The following is a 22,258-nucleotide window of genomic DNA, read 5'->3' on the forward strand; positions in this document are numbered from 1 at the left end:
ATACTGTTCCGCAGCAGAGGACCATGAATTCATGGAGTACCCGGGCCTCTGTTCAGTAACAGCCGGTATGCTCATAAAAAAAGGAGGGTTTGTTATGTGTAAAAGAAAAATAAAAACCATCGAAACAATTTTTTTCCTGATTCTTTTTTCCTTTATTGTGCTCCTGCTTCCCCAGGATGCTCACGCCAGAGTCCGGGTCGTGACCAAAGGAACCACTTCCACTATCCGTGATACCGACGGTGTGATCGAAGATGAGTCTTCAGACATTAATTTCCCGATCAACATCAAAAATGCAAACTGCCAAAAACGGGTCTATGCCGTGACAGTTCGTGTAAGCTTTTATTCACCCAAGGGAGTCATCCCAAAAAGCACCACATTTTCCATCGATGGGATCAATGTGGTTAAGCTGAGCACTTCAAATTATACACCACTGGCATACAAGGAAACCTTTTTCACCTACGATGACAACATAGAGGATGGCTACCTGGAGTTCGATTTCGGCAATAAAGAATGTCCGGTACCGGTAGACTGTGACTATGAGGTTACCATCAAACAGGCTGTTCCGGAAATTTTTATCACCAACAACAATTATCTGAACCAGAGCATCCGGACCGGAAAAACCACTTCCATCGGAATTGAGATTTCTGATCCCTACGTAAAAACCATCAGCAAATCAAAATTCAAGGTTACTTCTTCCAACAGCTCTGTTCTCAAGGTACAGAGCATCACTCAGGATTCCAAAAAACGCAGCCGTTTCACAGTTACCCTGAAGGGCATGAAAGCCGGATCCGCAAAGATCACTTTATCCTATCCAAAGGCCGCAGCCTGTAAGCTGACCGGAAAAGTAACCTCGCCTTCAAAAACCGTAGCAACCTTCCGCGCTTCCAAGACTACACTCAAGGTTGGCTCCAAGGTCAGCATGCGTTCCCTCATCAATCTGAAGGGCGGTACCAGTCTGACCATCAAAAATGCAAAATCCAGCAAGCCTTCTGTACTTGCCATTTCCGGAAACTATCTTGTCCCAAAGAAAAAAGGGTCAGCCACAGTTACCGCAAACTTAAACGGTGTCAATCGTAAGATCACTATTACCGTATCCGCACCGGCCGCCAAACCTACCGTCAAAAATCTGAAGATCAGTGTTGCCCGTATCAAGTATGGCCCCAATGACATGAAGACCTATTATACCTTGAAATTCACCAATACTTCTGCAAAAACCATCACTACCGCAAAAGTACAGATCACCACAGGTTCCGGTATCTATGACCAGATGTACTGGACCAAGAACCTGACACTGAACCTAAAGCCCGGAAAATCCATGACAAAGACCTATTTCATCCAGAACATGGTCCAGGCGCCGGAAAAAAGTGATATTTCCGTTAAATGCCTGAAGATTAGCTGGAAATAAATAATTCAAAAGGGACGTGCCGCAGTATTGATTTAAAAATCATCACTGCAACACGTCCCTTTTATTTATTCTCTCTGAGCTGTCTATACGTTTTGTTTTTATCCTGTATCCTACAGTACCTCATTCAGTACCTGCAGTCCATACTCTGCGAGGCTGTTATCCTCTTCGCCGGTACCGCCGCTGATACCAAGACCGCCGATGATGGTGTCTCCAACCTTCAGGGGTACACCACCTCCGAATATCACAATATTGTCACTCATTTTTCCAAGACCATAAAATGTCTGGCCCGGTTGTGTCAATCTGGAAAGCTCCATGGTGGACATCTTCACTGCAACCGATGTATAGGCCTTCTTCAAAGCCACCTCAAAGCTTACAAGAAAAGATCCATCCATCACATGAACCGCAACCGGATTTCCATCCGGGCTGCATATCGCAATTACGGAAGGCTTGTTTCTTCTCAAAGCTTCCTGCTCGATCTTCTCAATAAGCCTCTTGGCAGAATCCAATGTGATACGACCCTGGATACCCATACGCTTCAGCACTTCCTGGATCATCGCCGTGTTTGCTGCTATACTGTCATTCTGTGCCATCGCCGTATTTCCTCCCACTGCTGTCGTCACAGTCCCATTCTGCGCATTAAAAGTCTGTACATCCCTTTTCTGCACCATCTGCGAATCCTGTGCTCTTACATCCACCGCCGATGTACCCACTGCAACATCCGCACTACTTCCAACAGTTCCTACAGCCTCTACCCCAACATTAGCTTCAATCCCAGCAGTCTCTGCTTTCACAGATTTCTGAACACTTCCAGAAATATCTGTCTTCTTCTCTTCGATCTTCGCAACATCCACATACCTTGCCAGCACATAAAAATAATCTGACAGACGGTTCATATATTTCTTGGCTCCGGTATCCGATCCAAACTTCACACTGACCAGCGCAAGCTCTCTCTCAGCCCTCCGCGCCACAGCTCTTGTCACATCGATCTCAGCCGCAACTCGGGAATCCCCCGGAAGAATCGGAAGCCTCTCTCCGGAAAAAATCTCTTTCATCCGGCCAATCTCCTCCTCCAGAAACTCCGTCCGGTCTTCACTGACCTTAAACTCCCGATTATAAGGATCAGAAACCCCATCTATAATCTTCTTCAAAGTCTCCGAGATCTTCTCCAGCATCCGGACAACATCCACATCATCAACCAGAACCCGCACAAGCCCAATATGACTCATCAGCTCCTCAACCGACCCCATCAGACAAATCCGATCATCCGACTTTGAAACATTCTTCGTATGGGAAAGATCCGTCATCCCCTTATCACCATACCCGGTATAAACCTCCATCCCAGCTCAACCTCCCAGCAACTCCTGATAAATAATCCCACCCATATCAGACCAATTTTACAATCCTCGAAATGCTACGCATACCACACATACGTAAACACACACCACAACCATCCCGGCAAACCAAGCGCGGCGTTCACAAACGCGCCAGCCCCTGCCAACAACGTCACACATCCAAAGCGCCCACGGCGCCCCATCGGCACAACGTTCAACCCGGAACAATCGCAGCATACAGGCACAAGTCAATACCCTTCCGCCCGCCACAGTCAAGCACTCTAAAAAAAGCCCGAGGGGTGTGCAGAGGGGCCGCGGCTTTGCGGCCCCTTTGCGGTTTTCATCTTTTATCAAAAAGACCAAAGTTTAGTATAAATCTTAATAATATCCTCTTTCTTCGGTACACGCGGATTTGCCGCTGTGCAGGCATCCGCAAGTGCCATATCCGCCATCTTATCAACCGCCGCAAAATAAGCATCCGGTGTGATCGTCTTCATCTCTTCGATGGTAAGCGGGATATTCATCTCTTTCTGCATAAACTGAATCCAGTTTACAAGAGATCTTACGCTCATAACTTCGTTATAATTGCTCAGTCCAAGAAGATGTGCAATATTGGAATATCTCTTTACTGCCGGAAGATATTCTTTCTGGCTTCTGCTGCGTTTGTTGATATTTGCATTATATTCAACAATATGCGGCAACAGCATCGCATTAGCTCTTCCGTGAGGAATATGGAAAATAGCACCCAGCTGATGAGCCATACTGTGAGTAATTCCAAGACCTGCTGCATTGAAGGAAAGTCCTGCCAGACAGGACGCTACATGCATCTTCTGTCTTGCATGCATATCATTACCGTCAACATATGCACGATAAAGATATACGCCACAGATCTCGATTGCTTTCTCTGCAAGTGCAGATGTAAACTCATTATGGTTGATGCTGACATAAGACTCAATTGCATGAGTCAGAACATCCATACCTGTATCTGCTGTAATCGCAGGCGGAACACTACGTACAAGCTCCGCATCCAGAATTGCCTCATCAGCGGTCAGGCTGTCTGAGATCAGCGGATACTTCACATGTGCTTCTGTATCATTTACAACTGCAAAAGAAGTAACCTCGGAACCGGTACCACTTGTTGTAGGAATGGCAACCAGTCCGACTTTTCCGTAATTGTTGATCTTCAGGGCAAACTCACGGATTGCCTTGGAGGAGTCGATGGCAGAACCACCACCTACTGCAACAATAGCTTCCGGCTGATACTGAAGGAATTTTTTGACTCCTTCGGCAATTTTTCCAACCGGTGCATCCGGAACAACATCACAGAAAATATCAAATTCTTTTCCACCTGCCTGAAGCGGTTTTGTGATCATATCGATCATTCCGCTTTTTACAACAAACGGGTCTGTGATAACAAGGACTCTTTTGTATGGAATTTCTTTCAGTCTTCCCAGGGCATCAGCTCCAAAATGGATGGCTGTTTTCATTTCAAATGTATTCATAGAAACTGCTCCCTCTCGTCATACCGGAACACAGGTCTCTTTTGTCTGCCTGTGGCCGGATAAAGTAAAGCGGATCTCCGCATTCCGCATACACTGCATGCTCATGAACACAATCGTTTTCCGATATATGTCCAACCTATTTCGGGTAGATGCATTCGATCTTATGCGCGCTGAAATGCTTCAGCCACTTTTCAGACGGCTTTTTGTCTGTGATGACCGTCTCGATATCCCGCAGCTGTCCTGCCACGGAAAAAGCAGTCTGATCAAATTTCGTGCTGTCTACCACCAGAATACGCATTTTTCCGGAATTGATCATGGCTTTTTTTGTTGTTCCAAAGGCTTCTTTGGATTCCATGATTCCCAGATCCTCATTTAATGCTTTACAGGAAAAAATAACCTTGTCCACATAATAAGAGCGGATCACTTCCTCGGTTCTGGCACCCAGGAATGCAAGATACCCTTCCTTCATCACTCCACCGGTGGAAATAATATTCCAGCCGGATACATCCGAGAGCTCCAGAAGGATCTCCATAGAATTGGTAACAACGGTGAGACGTTCTTTTTCTTTCAGCGCCTTGGCCACAAAAACTGCCGTTGTGCTGGCATCCAGAAAAATGTGATCTCCGTCATTCACCATGGAAGCAGCAATCTCCGCCATTTTCTGCTTTCCCTGTACATTCTGGTTTTTACGAACATTAAATGGTAAATCAATACCGACATCTTCGTTGATCACCGCACCGCCATAACTCTTTGTGGCAAGTCCCTCTTTTTCCAGCTTGTCCAGATCACGGCGGATGGTTTCTTCTGAGACACTGTAAAGCTGGCTTAGTTCACTTACAACAACCCTTTTCTCTTCCTGTAATTTCTCGAGAATCAGATTTCTTCTCTCTAATGCTAGCATAAGATGCCTCCTTTTCAGATGTCATTGCAGGGATACCCTTCAAAAGGATATCCCTCAGATATAAAGACAATATTAAAGGATCGTATCGATCATTCTCTTGTCCGGATGAGCGATCACTGAGGAATCCATGTACATTCCTTTTTCAGCTACCAGCTCTTTTGCTCTTTCGATAGAAGCCTCCACTGCAGAAACCTCGCCGGTAAGAAGCATGTATGATTTACCGCACATACCCTTGGCGATACGAAGCTCGATCAGATCAACGATAGCTGTCTTAGCTGCCTGATCTGCCGCCTCGATGATAGATGCTGCATCATAAGTCTCAAGAATTCCCAGGGCACTAATCTCCTCGACCTGTGTGGTTCCGTAAATTGCCGGGAAAATGGACTCATGTGGATTGCCCAGTACAAAACTGTCAATACATTTGTCCTCGTATGTTGTTACAGCTGTGTCTACAGCAGCTTTTACTGCGCTTAAATCTCCGGTGATAATTGCAATATATTTTCCCGGACATACTGTCTGCGCCTCCACGATCTCTACTTCAGATGTCTTAACCATGGCATCTGCTGCAGTGATACCAGCTGGTGTGGTTTTAAACTCAATCATTCCGATTGCTCTACTCATTTTGTGCACGTCCTTTCTAATTTCTTGCAATTACAACATGGCGGTCTGTCACTTCTGTAACCTTACCGCTGATGGTTGCATGGATTCCGACACTTAATCCCTGTGCAGGCTGTGCGATCATCTGGCCTTCTGTTACCATATCGCCTACATTTACGATTGCCTGTGCCGGTGCACCGATATGCTGGCTTAAGAGAACCTTTACCTTCGATACGTTTACAAGTTCTTCCTGAAGCGGTGCATCCTTGTCATATTTGGTAAGTCCCAGACGTGCCATCAGACGCTCCTCAGGAACCTTGCGGTATTCTCTGGACTCCTGAACCGGCTTCGGCTGAACACCCTGAGGTGGTCTAATCCCTGCCTTACGAAGTCCGCCCTTCATATCTGCAAGCAGTGTTCTCGGAGCCAGGCTCTGCGGACACGCATACATCTCGCAGACACCACAGGAGCTGCAGAATGCAGAATTGATATAAGGATTTACATTTCTGAAATCCTGATTAGATGCTGCCATCATGAACATTGCCGGATCGATCGGGTGTCCCAGATTATGTCTCGGGCAAAGATCTGTACATGTATGGCAGTGGCAGCAAATCGATGCTGCTCTCTTCAGATCTATAGAAGAAGTCCGCTGCTTCTTCATGACAATAACATGGTCCTTTGGAAGAACCAGGATTGCATTCGTTGTTTTTGTAACCGGGTCTGAACCATTTCCGATACGTCCCATCATCGGGCCGCCAACGAAATATACAGGATCCTTTACAGTTGTACCGCCTGCCTGGGCAACAACCTCTTCCAGTGTACATCCCAACGGAACCTTCACTGTAACAGGGTTCTCAACCTCAGCAACAACGGAAACATATTTACATGTGACCGGTTTATGTTCTTCTACCGCGCGGTATACATTGTAGAGAGTCTCTACATTAAATACGGCTACTCCCTGCTCGATCGGCAGTCCTCCGGGCCGTACCACACGTCCGGTTGCCTCATAAATAAGAACAACCTCATCACCCATCGGATAAACCTCATCCAGAAGATGGATCTTAACCCTCGGGAATTCTTCAATATGCTGATTTAAAGCATTGATCGTCTGTACATAAGACTTTTTGATTCCGATAATGGCCTGTGAAGCTCCTACCGTCTCCGCAACCATATCGAATGTTTTCATGATCTCGTATGCGTGCTTCTCCAACAACTGTCTGTGAAGTTTCAGTAATGGTTCGCACTCTGCACAGTTCATAAGAATGGTATCCGCTTTGTCTGTCAGTTTCATGTATGTAGGGAAACCTGCTCCACCTGCTCCGACAACACCATTCTCCTGCATAATTTTCTGTAATTCTTTGATATCCATGGCGTTACTCCAATCCTGCACCGTCGTCTACGATACCGACGATGGCGGCATCTACCGGTGCTGTTTCTACGCCGCAGCCAATTCTTGCTGCGCTTCCTTGTGCCACCAATACATATTCGCCGATTCCCGCACCGATGATATCGATGGCAACAATCTGGCTGTGCTCGGCCTTCATATGATGCACCGGCTCCACGATCATGAACTTATTTCCTATCAGTTTTTCACTTTTTCGTGTGGAAACAATACTTCCAACTACTTTGCCTACAATCATATGAGCCTCCGTTTTTCTCTATATCCTCTGCTGGGGATGCCGGAAACGGCATCCCCGAAGGAGGAATATTATTTGATTATGGTAACTGTATTGCCTGTGGCAATTCTTGCTGCATTTGCTTCATCTGTATCAATATGCATTTCCAGTGTAAAGCTGTCATCAACACGGATCTTAACCTGATTAAAGATCGTTCCGCGCTCATTGTCAGCTTTGACGGAAACAACATCACCATCATGTACACCCGCAGCCTGGGCATCCTTCGGAGCCATGTGAATGTGACGCATAGCCACAATACATCCCTCTTTCAGATAAATGGCACCTTTCGGTCCGACGACGGCGATCGGTGCACTTCCTGCAAGATCACCGGACATACGTACCGGAACCTTCATTCCCAGCTTGATCGCATCTGTTGCGGAAACCTCAACCTGTGATTTACTGCGGACAGGTCCGAGGATCCTTACATTCTCGATCGCACGGAGCTTCAGTCCCACAATGGTAACTGTTTCGTTGGATGCAAACTGTCCGCCCATCAGATCCTTTTTCTTTGTGAGCTGATAGCCTTCTCCGAACAGCGCCTCCACATGCTCCTGTGTCAGGTGAATATGTCTTGCGGAAACTCCGATAGGAACAACGAAACCATTGCCCTTGTCTTCGTTTTTGTTGATCGCATCGATCACCATTTTTGTGATCATTTCAATATTATTCGTTTCCAAGAGTACACCTGCTTTCTTTCGGTTTCATGACTGAACTTAACTCAAAACACACCGGCCGGAAGCCTTAATGGCCCTCAGGCCGGTGCGTCTTGGAACTGATCAGTTAGATTATTTAAGAACCGGAAGGATTTTCTCTACGTCTGTATGAGGTCTCGGAATTACGTGTGTAGCTACAAGCTCTCCAAGTCTGGATGCTGCTGCGCTTCCGCTCTCTACTGCAGATTTAACTGCTCCTACATCTCCACGAACCATAACTGTTACAAGACCGGAACCGATCTTCTCTGTTCCTACCAGAGCAACGTTAGCTGCTTTACACATCTGGTCAGCTGCCTCGATAGCTGCTGTAAGTCCTCTTGTCTCAACCATTCCTAATGCTTCCTGTGTCATGATCATATCCTCCTTGTGGATTATAAATGCTTTATTTGTTCTGTTTACTTCTGACTATTTTGGTGCAACAGCTTATTTTTTGCTGCTGTTTTTGCTTTCCAGTGCTTCTTCCGGATTTTCCTGCTGTCTCTTTTTCCATCGGCTTGCACTCAGCTCAACCAGTTTGACGATTTCCTCGTGAGGATTGGCAATTACCGCATAGCTGGCAGGTTTTTTGATTGCCTGCTCCACTGCTGCATTGACAGCTGCTGTAACTGCTGATACATCGCCTTGTACGATCAGGGTCACCAGTCGTCCGCCCAGCTTACGCTCCCATGACGCCAGCTCAACGTCTGCCGTTTTGCACATGATGTCCAGGGCATTGATCGCCGCAACTACACCAGTGATTTCTATAAATCCATATGATTTTCCCATGAGCGAACTCCTTAACTAATTTCTATTCCTCTCAAAGCCTGAATCAGAGCTTTGGAAGGATTTTCTCTACGTCTGTATGAGGTCTCGGGATTACGTGTGTAGCTACGAGCTCTCCAAGTCTGGATGCTGCTGCGCTTCCGCTCTCTACTGCTGCTTTTACAGCGCCTACGTCTCCACGAACCATAACAGTTACAAGACCGGAACCGATCTTCTCTGTTCCTACCAGAGCAACCTCTGCTGCTTTTGTCATTGCATCTGCTGCCTCGATCGCAGCTGTGAGGCCTCTTGTCTCAACCATTCCTAATGCTTCCTGTGCCATGATTCTATCCTCCTGAATCTTATCTTCGTTACATTTTTATCATATATGATTCCGCCACTTTTGTAAAGTGAACTTCGGAATCCTCTCAATCTTTATCCAGGGCGCTGATTTTCAGCATTTTCTGTGTACCTGGTTCCGGGTTGGGGATTATGTAATGCTGTACCACGCCTGTCATGCTCTCTGCGACTTTCATGCCGGCTTCTACCGCTGCCGTGACATCTGACACGCTTCCGCGGTACTTGATGCAGACAAGAAGCGGTACTGGCAGGCTGTCCGCATTCGCCGGTTTATTCTTATCGAATACCTCCAGGTGGACATTTGCAGCCTTGCACCCGGCGTCAGCTGCCACAAAGGCTGTCGCAAGTCCGAAGACCTCCAGAATTCCTACAGCTTCTGCCATGTTGCTTCTCCTTTCCCGTTAAGGTTATTTGTTAACAATCGCGATCTTAAGACCTGTCATTGCCAGGTTTGTCTCAAGTGCCTCGTTGATCTCCTCAAGCGGGAACTTGTGTGTGATCAGCTCAGACATTGGAAGTCCGATTGCTTTTGCTCTCTTAAGGAAATCAAATGTTGTTGCATAGTCTCTGAGGTTGTATACCCAGGAACCAACAAGGTTGATCTCTTTGGAGCAGAGGTCGAAGTGCGGGTTGATGGTAGCGTCTCCACCGTTGATGAAGAAACCAAGCTCGCAAAGACCGCCGCCGTTGCGGATAAATTTGTAGATGTTGGAGTGTGCATGAGGATTTCCAGTACACTGGAAAGCGAAATCTGCAAGATGTCCGCCCTGAGCCTCTTTAACAGCCTCAGTAAGTGCCTCAATGCCCTTGAAGTTCATGAAGTTAACGGTTGTGTTTGCTCCCATTCTCTTGGCAAACTCAAGACGTTTCTCATTTCCGTCTACTGCACAGATATTATGAACGCCCATTGTATGGAGAACTGCGATGCAGATAAGACCGATCGGTCCGCAACCCTGAACAACAACTCTGCTGTTGAATTTCAGGATTCCTGTTGTTTTTGCTCTCTCTACAGCATGTACAAGTACTGCACATGGCTCGATGAGGATACGGGAATCAAGATCCAGGTCACTTACATTAAAGAATGTAGAACCGAATTTTCCGCCTCTGATGAAGATGTAATCAGCGAACCAGCCGTTGAATTTAACGTCGTCATCCGGAAGAAGTCCATATACGTCAGCGCCGCCTACGTTCTTCTTGTTAAGGTCGAACATTGTGATTTCCGGATCATCTTTGAAGATCATACAGGTAACGATCTTGTCGCCGACTTTAACCGGTTTACCAGCTGTATCAACTTTAACGTTTTTACCCATTTTTACGATCTCACCGGTTCCCTCATGTCCGAGAACTACTGGGATAAGACCAAACGGGTCATTTTTGTACTCATGAGCATCTGTTCCGCAGACGCCGCAGCCCTCAACTTTAACGAGGATGTCGTCGTCACCAACTTCTGGAAGATCATACTCCTGAAGCTCAAAATGTTTCTTCTCTGTCATCATTGCTACTCTTGCTTTTTTCGGAATTGTGTTTCCTGCCGGAGCAGCCGGAGCGCTTGTTGCAGCAGCTGCTGCAGGAGCGTTTCCTGTCATGCCGGAGAGAACCTGTTTAACGATTTCTTCGATATTTACATTGTTCATATCCATTGTTTCTGTTCCTCCTGATTAACGAATGCAAAGGCTGTCTGTCATTACGCAGCGTCTTCTCTTTGTGAATGTGCTTGCGCTTGTAAGTCCCTCACCGGTACGGCTTGCAATGGTGAATGTACAGAAACCTTCTCCGCCAAATCCAAGTGCGGAATAGGACGGGCCGTTCTTTACAAGGATTGCGGTATCAATTGCTTTCGCATATTTTGTAATGTTATCAATATTCTTGGAATGAATATGTGCGGAATGACGGTTGCCATGCTCAAGCCATACAGCCTGCTCTACAGCATCGTCAAAATCCTTAGCTCTTACGATTCCGAGGATTGGCATCATAAGCTCTGTTGTGATGAGCGGATGTTCCTTCGGTCCTTCGAAGATAATGCAGCGGGTATTTGCCGGTGCCTGAACTCCGATCATGGAAAGAAGTGTCTTCGCGTCACGTCCTACACATTTACGGTTCAGCTTGCCACCTGCAAGTACAGTCTCAACAAGTTTGTCCTGCTCTTCCTTGGATGCAAGATAGCAGTCATTCTCTGTGATCATGTAGTGCATTAACTCATCAACTACGGAAGATACTGCAACAACTTCCTTCTCAGCGATACATGGAAGATTGTTATCGAATGTACATCCGTTTACGATATCCTGAGCTGCCTTACGGATATCAGCAGTATCATCAACCAGTGCCGGTGGGTTACCTGCTCCTGCACCGATTCCTCTCTTACCGGAGGAAAGAACTGCTGTTACAACACCAGGGCCGCCTGTTGCTGCGATCAGATGGATATCTTTATGTTTCATCATAATATTGCTGGTCTCAAGTGTTGGTTTCTCAACTGTGACAGCGATATTATCCGGGCCGCCTGATTCCAGGGAAGCCTCATTTAAAAGATTGATTGCGTAAATAGAAGTTTTAACTGCTGCCGGATGTGGGTTGAATACTACTGTATTTCCGCCTGCCAGCATACCCATTGTGTTGCAGAGAACTGTTTCACTCGGGTTAGTACATGGTGTGATCGCGCCGATAACACCAAACGGTCCCATCTCGATCAGAGTCAGTCCTCTGTCTCCGGACCATGCAGTTGTTGTAATGTCTTCTGTTCCAGGTGTCTTGTCTGCTACCAGGTGATGCTTCAGGATCTTATCTCCTACATTACCCATACCAGTTTCCTCAACACCCATACGTGCCAGTACTTCCGCATTTTCTTTGATCTTCTTGCGGATGCAGGTGATGATCTTTTCTCTCTGGTCCATAGACATTGTCTTAACTACCAACTGAGCCTTCTTGGCTGCTTCGATAGCATCATTCATATCCTTGAAAACGCCATGTTTTCCGGCCGGAGCATCTGCGATCTGCATTTTTGCCATAACTTCCTGTACAATTTCCTGTACCATATTCTCACTTATTGGCATGAGATGTCCTCCTTAATATTCCGTCAAAAATTTATTTCAGGCCAAGCTGAGCCATAACCTGTTTTGTGATCTGAGCAACAAGCTCTGCATCATTCTTTGCTGCATCTGCTGCAGGAGCTGCATCTTTATCACAATCACAGTCTTTTCCAACGAAATCATACTGATATCCTGGGAACTGTTTGTAGTCCTCGCTGTGGCATGCACCGCCGCAGTTGTGGCAGTTCTTGCCGTCTTTGTTCAGGCAGAGGCTTGCCGGATGTTTTCCAGGCATACCGAATTTACGACGGATCGCATAGAGCTTCTCGATGTTCTCTTTGTCGAATTCCTTCGGTCCGCCAAGGAGCTTGGTCTGATACAGAAGCTGTGCGTAGAACTCTACAGACTCCATCTTCATGTATGCAGCGTTAAGGTCTGTGCTCCATGTAAGTGCTCCGTGGTTCTCAAGAAGTACTGCATCAAAGTATGGAAGGTATTTCTCAAGGTTGTCCGGAATCTCCATTGTGGAAGGTGTACCATACTCAGCGATCGGAACACATCCAAGAGCGATAACTGCCTCCGGCATGATCGGCTGTGTAAGCGGAATACCTGCGATTGCGAAAGATGTTGCATAGATCGGATGAGCATGTACAACAGATCCTACGTCCGGTCTCTTCTCATATACTCTCATGTGCATCTTGATCTCAGATGATGGTTTGAATCCCGGGTTAGCCTGGATTACATTACCTTTACCATCTACTTTACAGATGAACTCTGGTGTCATGAATCCTTTAGATACACCTGTTGGTGTGCAAAGATATTCATTCTCAGCTACTTTAACAGAAAAGTTTCCGTCGTTAGCTGCAACCATGTTACGGTTGTAAATTCTCTTACCGATGTCACAAAGCTGTTTTTTGATTTCAAACTCGTTTACCATGCTTAATTTCCTCCTTGAGCATTGGATTGCACTATTTTGTTTCTGAGAACATTTTACCCCATACCACAAAATAAGTCAAGGACAATCCGTTGTTTTATGTTGGTTTCTTGTTGTATTTTGTGTTGTTTTTATTGTTTTTTATATTTTCTGTTTGTAAAGGATCTTTTTTCTGTAATCCTGTATCTCTCAGCCGCCGATCTGGCAGTCCAGGCTGCATACCGCATGCACTGCATTCTTTAACATCTGCATATGTTCTGCTGTAGGCGGAAGGATTCCTTCCATTAAATAGGGTCTGCCAAGTCCTTCATATTTATCCTGCCCCAGTCTGTGGTACGGAAGAAGATGGATCTTGTTTACGCCCGGAAGGGATGCTGCAAATCTTGCGATCGCCTGGATTTCTTCCACAGAATCATTAAATGTGGGGATCACCGGAACGCGGATCACCAGTCTGGTTTTTCCGTAGAGCGCAACCCTTCTTGCATTCTCCAGCATCAGTCCGTTGGCCCGTCCTGTGAATTCTTTGTGTTTTTCCTGATTCATATGCTTGATATCCATCAGATATACATCCAGATAGGGAAGTACCTGTTCGATCTTTTCCCATGGGGCACAGGCCATACTTTCTACCGCTGTGTTGATTCCTCTCTCCTTTGCCGCGCGAAGAAGATCTCTGGAAAAGTCCGCCTGACACATACATTCCCCTCCGGAAAGGGTGATCCCGCCTCCGGAACGATAATAATAGGCACGGTCTTTTTCCACCTCTTCGATCATCTCACGAACTGTCACGTCGCGGCCGATCACTTTATCTTCTCCCAGAACCTTCATGTTCTGAATCCGGTATTCCTGTGATTCCGGATTACAGCACCAGCGGCAGCGAAGAACGCAGCCCTTCAGGAACACGATGGTACGGATACCCGGTCCATCGTGTACTGAATATTTCTGAATATCAAAGATCCTGCCCTTTGTATCCAAATAGTCCATTCGTTACTCCTTTAGAAGCCCTGCTCAGTACGTCTGATGATATCGTCCTGCAGAGATCTGGAAAGTGTAGTGAACAATGCGCTGTAGCCTGCAACACGTACAACCAGATGTTTGTACTTCTCCGGATGCTTCTGTGCATCCAGAAGTGTTTCTCTGTCAACAACGTTAAACTGCATATGCATACCCTTCTGATCAAAGTATCCGCGGATCAGTGCTACGAATTTCTCCAGTCCTTCTCTTCCTGCAAGTGCTGACGGATGGAATTTCTGATTGAACAGCGTTCCGTTGGATACGATAAAATGATCCAGGCGGGATACAGAAGTTGCCGCAGCTGTCGGTCCCTTCACATCCTTGCCGGCTGACGGGGAAACACCATCTGCTACCGGAGTATGTGCGTAACGGCCATCCGGTGTTGCACCGGTCTGTCCGCCAAGAGGAACGTTTGCAGATACAGGATAAAGTCCTGCCTGATAATGTCCGCCTCTCGGGTTCATATATTTCTGAAGCGGCTTGGTGTAAGTATAAGCCACATCTCTTGCAAAATAATCCACATCCGGGATATCGTTTCCAAACTTCGGAACCTCCTCGATCATCTTGTGGATCTCTTCGAATCTTGCTTTCTTCTCCGGAGATGGCTCTGTTCCGAGAGCTGCTGTCATAACAGCTGTTGCGGTCTGCTCATTTACGCGGATGCCATTCTCCTGAAGCTTCTGCATAACAATGGTGGTGATATCTGCTGCAGACTGTGCATCGATACCCTTGCCGTAGTTCCATGCCAGAGCCTCCTTCAGCTCTTCCATGGTCATCTTCTTTTCTTCATATACAAGTTTGCGGATCGCATACAGAGAATCTGCCATGTTTGCAATACCAAATCCCTGAGGACCTGTAAAGTTATAAACAGCTCCGCCTTCCTGAACGGATTTGCCTCGTTTCAGGCAGTCATCCACCATACAGGAAAGGAATGGAAGCGGACATCTCTCCGCATGTGCCACATCAATGGCATTATCAGCATTTACAAGCAGGGAAATGAAATATTCCATCTGTTTCTTATATGCATCATAGAACTCATCGAAGCTCTTCATCTCTGTAACATCGCCGGTCTGGACACTGATCTGTACCCCTTTGTCCATACCATTAGAGAAAACCATCTCCAGCGGACGGCACATGTTAAAGAATGCAGCGTCATGCCAGCCCTCTGTCTTACCTGCCTTCTGCGGTTCTACACAGCCGATGATGTTATATTCTCTGGCATCTGCAAGAGAAAGGCCGCGGTTCTGCAGTGCAGGAATGATAACCTCATCATTGTAATAAGCCGGAAGTCCGATTCCTGTTCTTGTAAGCTCTGCAGCCTTGATCAGGAATTCATGTGGTGATCCGTTCCATACTCTTACAGAAAGAGACGGTGCCGGAAGGTGCACATGCATAGACGCCTGGATGCACATAAAGGAGAGATCATTGGTCACATCCTCGCCATCCTTGTTCTGACCACCTGCGATCAGGTTCTGGAAAAGGCTGTAGCCTGCAAAGCCTTCTGCAGATGCAGCATCACGGCATTTATTCAGGTCGTTTAATTTTACCCATATGCAGTCCATCAGTTCCTGGGCAAATTCTCTGGTAAGATTGCCTGCTTCCATATCACTCTTGTAATACGGATACATATACTGGTCAAAACGTCCCGGAGAAATAGAATGTCCGCTGCTTTCCATCTGGATCAGCTGCTGTACAAACCAGAAGGACTGGCACGCCTCATAGAAGTTACGGGCGCCCTTCGCCGGTACGCGTGTACAATTGGATGCGATCTGAAGGAGTTCCTGTTTTCTGGTCGGATCCTGACACTGATATGCCATCTGCTCTGCGAGCTCGGCATAGCGATGTGCATAGTCGATAACTGCCTGACAGCTCATGATAACTGCTTCCAGGAAACGGGATTTCTTTGCGTAATCACCATCTCCTACATTACACTCATCCAGTTCCTTCTGAGCTTTGGCAATGATCCCTTCATAGCCGATCGCCAGAACTTCTTCATATTTAACGGTTACGTGTCCTACACCATTGTAGAAATAGTTTCCGGGTGTAAAAATATTGTGGTCAATGGCAAGAATCGCTTCCGGTGCCATATAGGAGGTTGCAAGCTCACTGGTAGTCTTGCCTTTCCAGTATTTATGTACCTCACGGAGCTCCGCCTTGGTTTCCTCCGCAATATAAAATGGATCGGCTGTTCTGGTAGCCACTGTATCCAGCTCATCTTCCAGCCACTGGAAAGAATACTCCGGAAACGTCTGACATCCTCTCGGCGCCAAAGTGCTGCTTCCGACGATCAGCTCCTCATCACGGATGATGATCGGAATGTTGTGCAGGATGTGGGCAAATGCCTTGGCTCTGCGGGTGATGATCGGCTCGTCTTCTGTTGCTTTGTAAGACTCTGTGATCAGTTTTGCTCTGGCAGATTCGATCACCGGCATCTTTGCATAAAGATTATCTACAAGATGTGTGATCCTGTCTGTTTTCGGAACATCTGCTATATGAAATTTCTCCATGATTCTCCTTTCTCATAACCGGTTGTTTCTGGTGATCTGTCTGCCTCTACGCTTCCAGAACCGCTCCTGTCCGGCTATGTGCTCATGTAGTTTTATTATACCTTACCCCTACTGCGATGTCAACGAAATCCAACATGTGTTTCTAGCTGTTTTTGTGGGTTTTATCGGTTGTGCCCTGTTGATTTTATTTGTTTTTTGTATTTTTATGTTTTTCTCTATTGACTTTGTTTTTCTGCTCTGCCATACTTGAATTTATATAGGAATTCCTTTGTTTTTCAGAAAAATTTATGCAAAGCGGACATTCGTATTCCGCTCTGTCACATGTTCTCAAACAGTAAAAGAGGTGTATTTTTATGTATCTTTCTGATATGCATACCCACTCCATCGCCAGTGGTCACGGCACGGAATGTACCATCACAAACATGGCACGCGCAGCTGCCGAGAAAGGTCTCCGGCTTCTCGGGATCACTGATCACGGTCCCGGCACTCTGGCAGCCGGAACTTCCTCCTATTTCCGCAGCCTTACCTATTCTCCCAAAAAACATTTCGGTGTAGAATTACTCTACGGAATTGAACTGAATATCCTTGACCGCAACGGAACGGTAGATTTAGATCAGGAATTATTATGTAAACTTGATTACGCCATTGCCAGCATGCATGCCTGGAATTACCGCTGCGGTACCAGAGCCGAAAACACAGAAGCTTTTATCAATGTAATGAAAAACCCCTGTGTAAAGATCCTCGGACATAGTGATAACACTCATTACCCGGTTAATTATGATGCGCTTGCAAGGGCTGCCAGAGAAACCGGCACGATCTTTGAGATCAACGAAGCTTCTCTTGCACCTTATGGCTATCGTGGCGACACAAGAGAAAACTGTTTCGAGATCCTTCGATGCTGCCGCAAATATGATCTGCCGCTGCTTCTTTCCAGTGACAGCCATGGCCCGGAGCATATCGGAGATTTTACCTGTGCTGCTGAGTTTGTTCATCAGGCCATGTTTCCGGAACAGCTGATCCTCAACAACCAGATTCCCAGACTCAGGGTTTTTCTCCAAACCAGAGAATGATCTTCTGTATCTTTTCCGACAGATAACAGATATTGTCCACTCCAAACAAAACAGGCCAGTTCAAACACAGGAATATACATTTTCCTGTATCTGAACTGGCCTGTTTTTTATTTTTCCCGCTGCTTCCGTACAATTTCCGCAAGCTCGCTATATTTACCTGTAACATATCCAAAATTTTCTCTTCTGTGAGGAAGCTTGCACTCGGTGCAGTCTTTAATCCCGCTTTCCGTAAAGCGGAAATTACCACCACATTTATCTCCCAGTGCATATAAAGGACAATAGCAGAACAGACAATTGAAGTTCTCCGGATCTGCTCCTTTATGGCACGGAAAATACTCACAATTTTTGTGGCTGAAGTAAGAGTATTCTTTGCCTTCCCAGTATGGTTTCTCCATGGCTCTTTTCTCCTCTCCTGACATAACCACACATAACTTTTTCCTATAAAAAAGAGGTAGCGATGCCACCCCGGGGTAGAAATATAATCCGTTCATGAGTGCGCGGAGGGAACGAATGTATCCGGAGTAGTATCGCCTGCCATTTAATCATGTATAATTCATATGAACAGGCGCATTCCATAAAAAAATGCCTACTCTCGTAAAAAAGTAGACAACGTCCCAGGGGTGCGGAGTCCCTGAAATGGTTGTTACACTTTACACGGAAGTTTAACCTCGCCATAACAAGCAGGTTTCCTGGCTCCGGGATCATGGCTCCTCTCTCCTTCTCATACATACGTACAATGGACTATGAGATTCGCTCCTCCGTTACAGTGACCGGATCGCTCAGGTTTCACACCTGATTCCCTTTTCTGTGGACTTCTGATAATCAATATATAACTGTCAGCTATCCTCAGCACTTGCTATGTTCAATATGGAATTATACTGACATTATAATAACATCCTGTTAATTATATGTCAATACTGTTTTCAATATTTATACATTTTTGAGCATATTTTATTGCTGTTCACTCCGTTCCATGGGTTTTCAATATTTTTTCCGACGTCAAAAACAGCCCGACAAACTGCTGTCGGGCTGCTGTATTTTTATTTTCTATTGTACGTTCTTATTATACAAGACGTCTTACAGATACAATTGTTCTGTATGTAGCATCATTGCTGATCTTGATCCCATCCTGAGAGTTCGATGCATGAACGATCTGGCCATTACCCATGTAAATAGCCACGTGTCCGCCATAGCAGATCAGATCTCCCGGCTGTGCATCTGCGTAGGATACTTCTGTACCTGCATTCTGCTGCTCATAGGAGGTTCTCGGAAGGCTGACTCCGAAGTTCGCATAGACACTCTGTACAAATCCGGAGCAGTCTGCACCATTGGTAAGGCTTGTTCCGCCCCATACGTAAGGATTTCCCACAAACTGTGTAGCATAATTCACAACAGAAGATCCGGAACCACTGCTGTAAGAAGAACTGTCACTGTCTGAAGATGTATCCTCTGCATTAGATGTGTCCTCTGCACTTTCTTCAGATGCGTCTGTGCTGTTATCGTAATCTGCGTCTGCATTATCCTCTGTATTCTCAGTATCCTCGGACGCATCATCATTCTCACCATTGTCTGCATCTTCATCCACATCCTCGGTGTCATCTTCTGCAGTATCCTCATCTGCATTCTCGATCACGTCGCCGTCCTCATCGTACTGTCCGTCTTCGCTCTCGTCCGCCTCATCCTGCTGTGCTTCCTGCTCTGCCTGGCGTCTTGCTTCCTCTTCTGCCTCAGCCTGTGCTCTCGCTGCTGCTTCAGCCTCGGCCTGACGTCTTGCCTCTTCCTCTGCTGCAATACGCTCAGCCTCTAATCTCTGAAGCTCTGCAGTCTGCTCTGCAAGAAGGTTGGCATAATCTGTAGCCTGCTGCTGTGCGTAGGCGATCTCATTATCATAATCTGCGGATGTGGCACGCTTCTCATCCAGCTGTGCCTGCAGGTTCTGGGACTCTGCCTCATATTCCTGCTTCATTCCCTCCAGCTCTGCCTTCTCCTGTGTGTACTGTGCCTCCAGGTTTGCCACCTGCTGGATCGTATTGGAATATTTTTCAAGACTCTTACGGTCCTGCTCATAAGTCTTCTGTGTGTACTCTGCTCTTGTAAGAAGGTCAGACAGGTTCTCTGCATTCAGCATCATCTGGAACCATGCATCGTCTCCACCCTTCTCATAGAGATACTGGATACGTTTCTTCATTGCCTCATACTGTTTCTGCTTGGCATTTTTGGCCTTCTCAAGGTTGGTCTGTGTAGATGCAATGTCGGCTTCCTTATTGGAGATATCTCCCTCCAGTGTCTGGATCGAAACCATCACGTTTACAAGATTGGCATCAAGAGTTGAAATCTCGCCTTCAATCTGTGACTTCTGTGAGGAAAGCTCATCCAATCTGGAATAAGTCGCATTCAGCTGTTCGTTGGTCGCATCCATCTCCTGCTGAAGTGCTGCCTCATCTTCTCTTGTTGCGCTTACGCTGACTACCTGTGCTCCGCTGATGATGAGCGCCAGTGTCAGACATAATATCCTTTTCTTCATGACTGTTCACCCTCGCAATCTGATTCTAATTTAATACAGCGGATCTGACCATCCGCTTCGTTGGTTTTCTTTGTAATACTTTTGCAATATCTTGTTTCAATCTTTTTATATATTAACACAGTGTTATTTGGATTGCAAGGATTTTCTATTAATTAGTTTAAAACTTTGTAACATTTATTAATGATTTTGACATTAAAAAAGGAGAACCCGGGTTATCTCAGGTTCTCCTCTCACGTTTCTTATTTCTATTTGTTACATACAAATTTCTTTCAGCACATCCTGATCAGAACAGATCTGCAAGGATCTGATTGGCTGTCTTATTCAGATATCCGTTGGGATCGGAAAGAGTGCTTCTGTTCCATCTGAAGTAAGCACCGTTTCGGATATAGTTACCACTGGATTCATGATAGTCATATTTGCTGGCTCCAGGATACCTAGACATATAAGTTTCTGCCAGTTTGATCGCCTGGCTTCCGTAAGTTCCGCTTGGTGTCGGTGTTCCGGAAATCTGTACGCCGGCATTCGGTGTACAGTGGAGGATCACAACACTCTTATCGGAACACTGTCCGAGAACGATCCAAGTATGTCCGCTGTTGTATCCGATATCTCCCGGATAAAGCTTCCAGTTTGAGCTTGCCAGCTGAGACTGGGAAACAACGGTACCCATTCCCTTGCCGGAATACAAAGATCCAAGATTTCCGGAAACATCCGTGTACATAGGTCCACCGGATCTGCTCTGCATGATCTGATATACAGACCATCCTACAAAGCCGGAGCAGTCAAGGCCCTTCTGTTCTGTAGCTTCACTGAGATCCATATAATATCTGTAATTATAGGAGCTGGAATTGCTGTCATACCACTGTTTCCATTTTGGACTGATGCCCTTTCTGGTCGCATCTGACCAGTTGTGGCCGCCGCCCCATACGTAAAGAGTCTTTCCTACCGGAAGCAGTGCATTAGCAAGGAAATTCTTGATGGTCCTGGAGCTTGTAGCTGTAGTAGTGCTTGGGTTGGTATCCAGGACACCATTGCTGCCAAATGTATACTTCTTGCCATCGATCGTCTTCGTTCCCGTAGCCATGACACCGGTTGACGGATCGAAATAATATTTATATCCTTTTTTGGAATTTGTGACCCAACCGGTAGCCATCACGCCGCTCTTGCTGTAAAAATAATAGGTATCGCTGCCGATCTTCTTGAAGCCCTTATACATAGCTCCCGTGTTTGGATCAAAATAACGCTTCTGCTGTTTCTTATTCGTTGCCCAGCCCTTTGCCATAAAGCATTTGCTGGTAAAATATCTGGTCACATTCTGCTTGTCTGTAAGGAATACGCTTCTGGCTGCAGCACCACTGCCGCTGTAAAAATAATATTTCTTATTACTGATCGTGGCCCATTTCGTTGTCATATATCCGCTGGTGGGATTAAAATAGCGGGTATTGTTCTTACTGTCTGTAAGCCAGCCTGTTGCCATATAGCCCTTGGCACCGTTGACATTATAAAAATATCGTTTGCCCTTGGAATCCTTAGCCCAGCCCTTCATCTGCACGCCTGTGGATTTATTAAAAAAATATTTCTTCCCGTTCAGTGTAAGCCAGCCTTTTACCTTCTGGCCATTCTGATAATAATAGGACTTTCCTTTTTCTGTTTTAAAGCCGTTTTTGGTCGCAGCCTGTACATCTGTTGCCGTTGTATGTACAGTTGCTCCGGCTGCAAAGAACATCAGAACAAAAAAAAGTCCCCAGAGTTTCCATTTTCTGCTTAATTTTCGCATACATACCTTCCTTTGATAGATAGATCATTGATATTTACTATTTCTTAAGTCCGGCCGATCGTAAACGTTACAATTTTGTTACAATTTTACGTCCATATTATATAACATTCTTTACGGTCCGTCAACTCTTTCCTTTTCTTTCAGAAAAAACATCATCTAGGTATTACCAATGTTGATTTTATGCAGAAA

Annotated in this window: 21 protein-coding genes and 1 riboswitch; of the genes, 2 read left to right on the top strand and 19 right to left on the bottom strand. The window is 46.0% G+C overall.

Annotated features, from left to right (window positions below; genetic code table 11):
• Window positions 1–94: 94 nt before the first annotated feature.
• Window positions 95–1,405: a hypothetical protein gene (locus tag DW694_RS07315; protein ID WP_110104060.1), complete on the top strand. Its 1,311-nt coding sequence runs from the start codon at window positions 95–97 to the stop codon at window positions 1,403–1,405.
• 110 nt (window positions 1,406–1,515) lie between these two features.
• Here the strand turns inward: DW694_RS07315 and DW694_RS07320 are convergent, their stop codons facing one another.
• From DW694_RS07320 to DW694_RS07395, 16 genes are all read right to left on the bottom strand, one after another.
• Window positions 1,516–2,742, bottom strand: a complete 1,227-nt coding sequence (locus DW694_RS07320; protein WP_118752779.1) for a cob(I)yrinic acid a,c-diamide adenosyltransferase — start codon at window positions 2,740–2,742, stop codon at window positions 1,516–1,518.
• A 344-nt stretch (window positions 2,743–3,086) separates the two neighbouring features.
• Window positions 3,087–4,238 carry a 1-propanol dehydrogenase PduQ gene (locus tag DW694_RS07325; RefSeq protein ID WP_118752780.1) on the bottom strand — a complete coding sequence of 384 codons (1,152 nt, stop codon included), beginning with the start codon at window positions 4,236–4,238 and terminating at the stop codon, window positions 3,087–3,089.
• Between the two features lie 136 nt (window positions 4,239–4,374).
• Window positions 4,375–5,139, bottom strand: a complete 765-nt coding sequence (locus DW694_RS07330; RefSeq protein WP_118752781.1) for a DeoR/GlpR family DNA-binding transcription regulator — start codon at window positions 5,137–5,139, stop codon at window positions 4,375–4,377.
• Window positions 5,140–5,211: 72 nt separating this feature from the next.
• Window positions 5,212–5,760 carry a BMC domain-containing protein gene (locus tag DW694_RS07335; RefSeq protein ID WP_015525948.1) on the bottom strand — a complete coding sequence of 183 codons (549 nt, stop codon included), beginning with the start codon at window positions 5,758–5,760 and terminating at the stop codon, window positions 5,212–5,214.
• 16 nt (window positions 5,761–5,776) lie between these two features.
• Entirely contained in the window at window positions 5,777–7,105 is a 1,329-nt protein-coding gene (locus tag DW694_RS07340; RefSeq protein WP_015525949.1) for a 4Fe-4S dicluster domain-containing protein, read from the bottom strand.
• 4 nt (window positions 7,106–7,109) lie between these two features.
• On the bottom strand, window positions 7,110–7,376 hold the full coding sequence (locus DW694_RS07345) for a EutN/CcmL family microcompartment protein (RefSeq protein WP_015525950.1): 267 nt from the start codon (window positions 7,374–7,376) through the stop codon (window positions 7,110–7,112).
• Between the two features lie 68 nt (window positions 7,377–7,444).
• Window positions 7,445–8,089 (bottom strand): phosphate propanoyltransferase, encoded by a 645-nt coding sequence (locus DW694_RS07350; protein WP_118368605.1) that lies wholly within the window; start codon window positions 8,087–8,089, stop codon window positions 7,445–7,447.
• Between the two features lie 108 nt (window positions 8,090–8,197).
• Complete coding sequence (locus tag DW694_RS07355; protein WP_005427721.1) at window positions 8,198–8,476, bottom strand: BMC domain-containing protein; 279 nt, start codon at window positions 8,474–8,476, stop codon at window positions 8,198–8,200.
• 72 nt (window positions 8,477–8,548) lie between these two features.
• The gene (locus DW694_RS07360) at window positions 8,549–8,890 is read right to left on the bottom strand and encodes a BMC domain-containing protein (RefSeq protein ID WP_118368606.1); all 342 of its coding nucleotides are present in this window, start codon (window positions 8,888–8,890) and stop codon (window positions 8,549–8,551) included.
• A gap of 43 nt (window positions 8,891–8,933) precedes the next feature.
• Window positions 8,934–9,209: a propanediol utilization microcompartment protein PduA gene (pduA, locus tag DW694_RS07365; protein ID WP_015525952.1), complete on the bottom strand. Its 276-nt coding sequence runs from the start codon at window positions 9,207–9,209 to the stop codon at window positions 8,934–8,936.
• An 85-nt stretch (window positions 9,210–9,294) separates the two neighbouring features.
• On the bottom strand, window positions 9,295–9,609 hold the full coding sequence (locus DW694_RS07370) for a BMC domain-containing protein (protein ID WP_015525953.1): 315 nt from the start codon (window positions 9,607–9,609) through the stop codon (window positions 9,295–9,297).
• A gap of 24 nt (window positions 9,610–9,633) precedes the next feature.
• Window positions 9,634–10,866, bottom strand: coding sequence for a zinc-binding dehydrogenase (locus DW694_RS07375; protein WP_015525954.1), 1,233 nt, complete (start codon window positions 10,864–10,866; stop codon window positions 9,634–9,636).
• A gap of 18 nt (window positions 10,867–10,884) precedes the next feature.
• Window positions 10,885–12,273: an aldehyde dehydrogenase family protein gene (locus DW694_RS07380; protein WP_015525955.1), complete on the bottom strand. Its 1,389-nt coding sequence runs from the start codon at window positions 12,271–12,273 to the stop codon at window positions 10,885–10,887.
• 31 nt (window positions 12,274–12,304) lie between these two features.
• Window positions 12,305–13,186 carry a class II aldolase/adducin family protein gene (locus DW694_RS07385; RefSeq protein ID WP_118368607.1) on the bottom strand — a complete coding sequence of 294 codons (882 nt, stop codon included), beginning with the start codon at window positions 13,184–13,186 and terminating at the stop codon, window positions 12,305–12,307.
• A 186-nt stretch (window positions 13,187–13,372) separates the two neighbouring features.
• Complete coding sequence (locus DW694_RS07390; RefSeq protein WP_118368608.1) at window positions 13,373–14,164, bottom strand: glycyl-radical enzyme activating protein; 792 nt, start codon at window positions 14,162–14,164, stop codon at window positions 13,373–13,375.
• Between the two features lie 11 nt (window positions 14,165–14,175).
• On the bottom strand, window positions 14,176–16,701 hold the full coding sequence (locus tag DW694_RS07395) for a glycyl radical protein (RefSeq protein WP_092070145.1): 2,526 nt from the start codon (window positions 16,699–16,701) through the stop codon (window positions 14,176–14,178).
• A 353-nt stretch (window positions 16,702–17,054) separates the two neighbouring features.
• Here DW694_RS07395 and DW694_RS07400 point away from each other — a divergent pair, with 353 nt between their 5' ends.
• A complete protein-coding gene (locus DW694_RS07400; RefSeq protein WP_118368609.1) occupies window positions 17,055–17,771 on the top strand; it encodes a phosphatase in 717 nt (238 codons plus the stop codon).
• A 107-nt stretch (window positions 17,772–17,878) separates the two neighbouring features.
• On the opposite strand, the gene DW694_RS07405 is transcribed toward DW694_RS07400, so the two are convergent.
• From DW694_RS07405 to DW694_RS07415, 3 genes are all read right to left on the bottom strand, one after another.
• Window positions 17,879–18,166: a cysteine-rich small domain-containing protein gene (locus DW694_RS07405; protein WP_173723397.1), complete on the bottom strand. Its 288-nt coding sequence runs from the start codon at window positions 18,164–18,166 to the stop codon at window positions 17,879–17,881.
• Between the two features lie 266 nt (window positions 18,167–18,432).
• Window positions 18,433–18,603: riboswitch (cobalamin riboswitch) on the bottom strand.
• Window positions 18,604–18,834: 231 nt separating this feature from the next.
• On the bottom strand, window positions 18,835–20,295 hold the full coding sequence (locus tag DW694_RS07410) for a C40 family peptidase (RefSeq protein WP_110104064.1): 1,461 nt from the start codon (window positions 20,293–20,295) through the stop codon (window positions 18,835–18,837).
• Between the two features lie 283 nt (window positions 20,296–20,578).
• The gene (locus DW694_RS07415) at window positions 20,579–22,069 is read right to left on the bottom strand and encodes an N-acetylmuramoyl-L-alanine amidase family protein (RefSeq protein ID WP_270391069.1); all 1,491 of its coding nucleotides are present in this window, start codon (window positions 22,067–22,069) and stop codon (window positions 20,579–20,581) included.
• Window positions 22,070–22,258 lie beyond the last annotated feature (189 nt).

The sequence above is a fragment of the Ruminococcus sp. AM26-12LB genome, assembly GCF_003480785.1.
Lineage (GTDB): Bacteria > Bacillota > Clostridia > Lachnospirales > Lachnospiraceae > Blautia_A > Blautia_A fusiformis.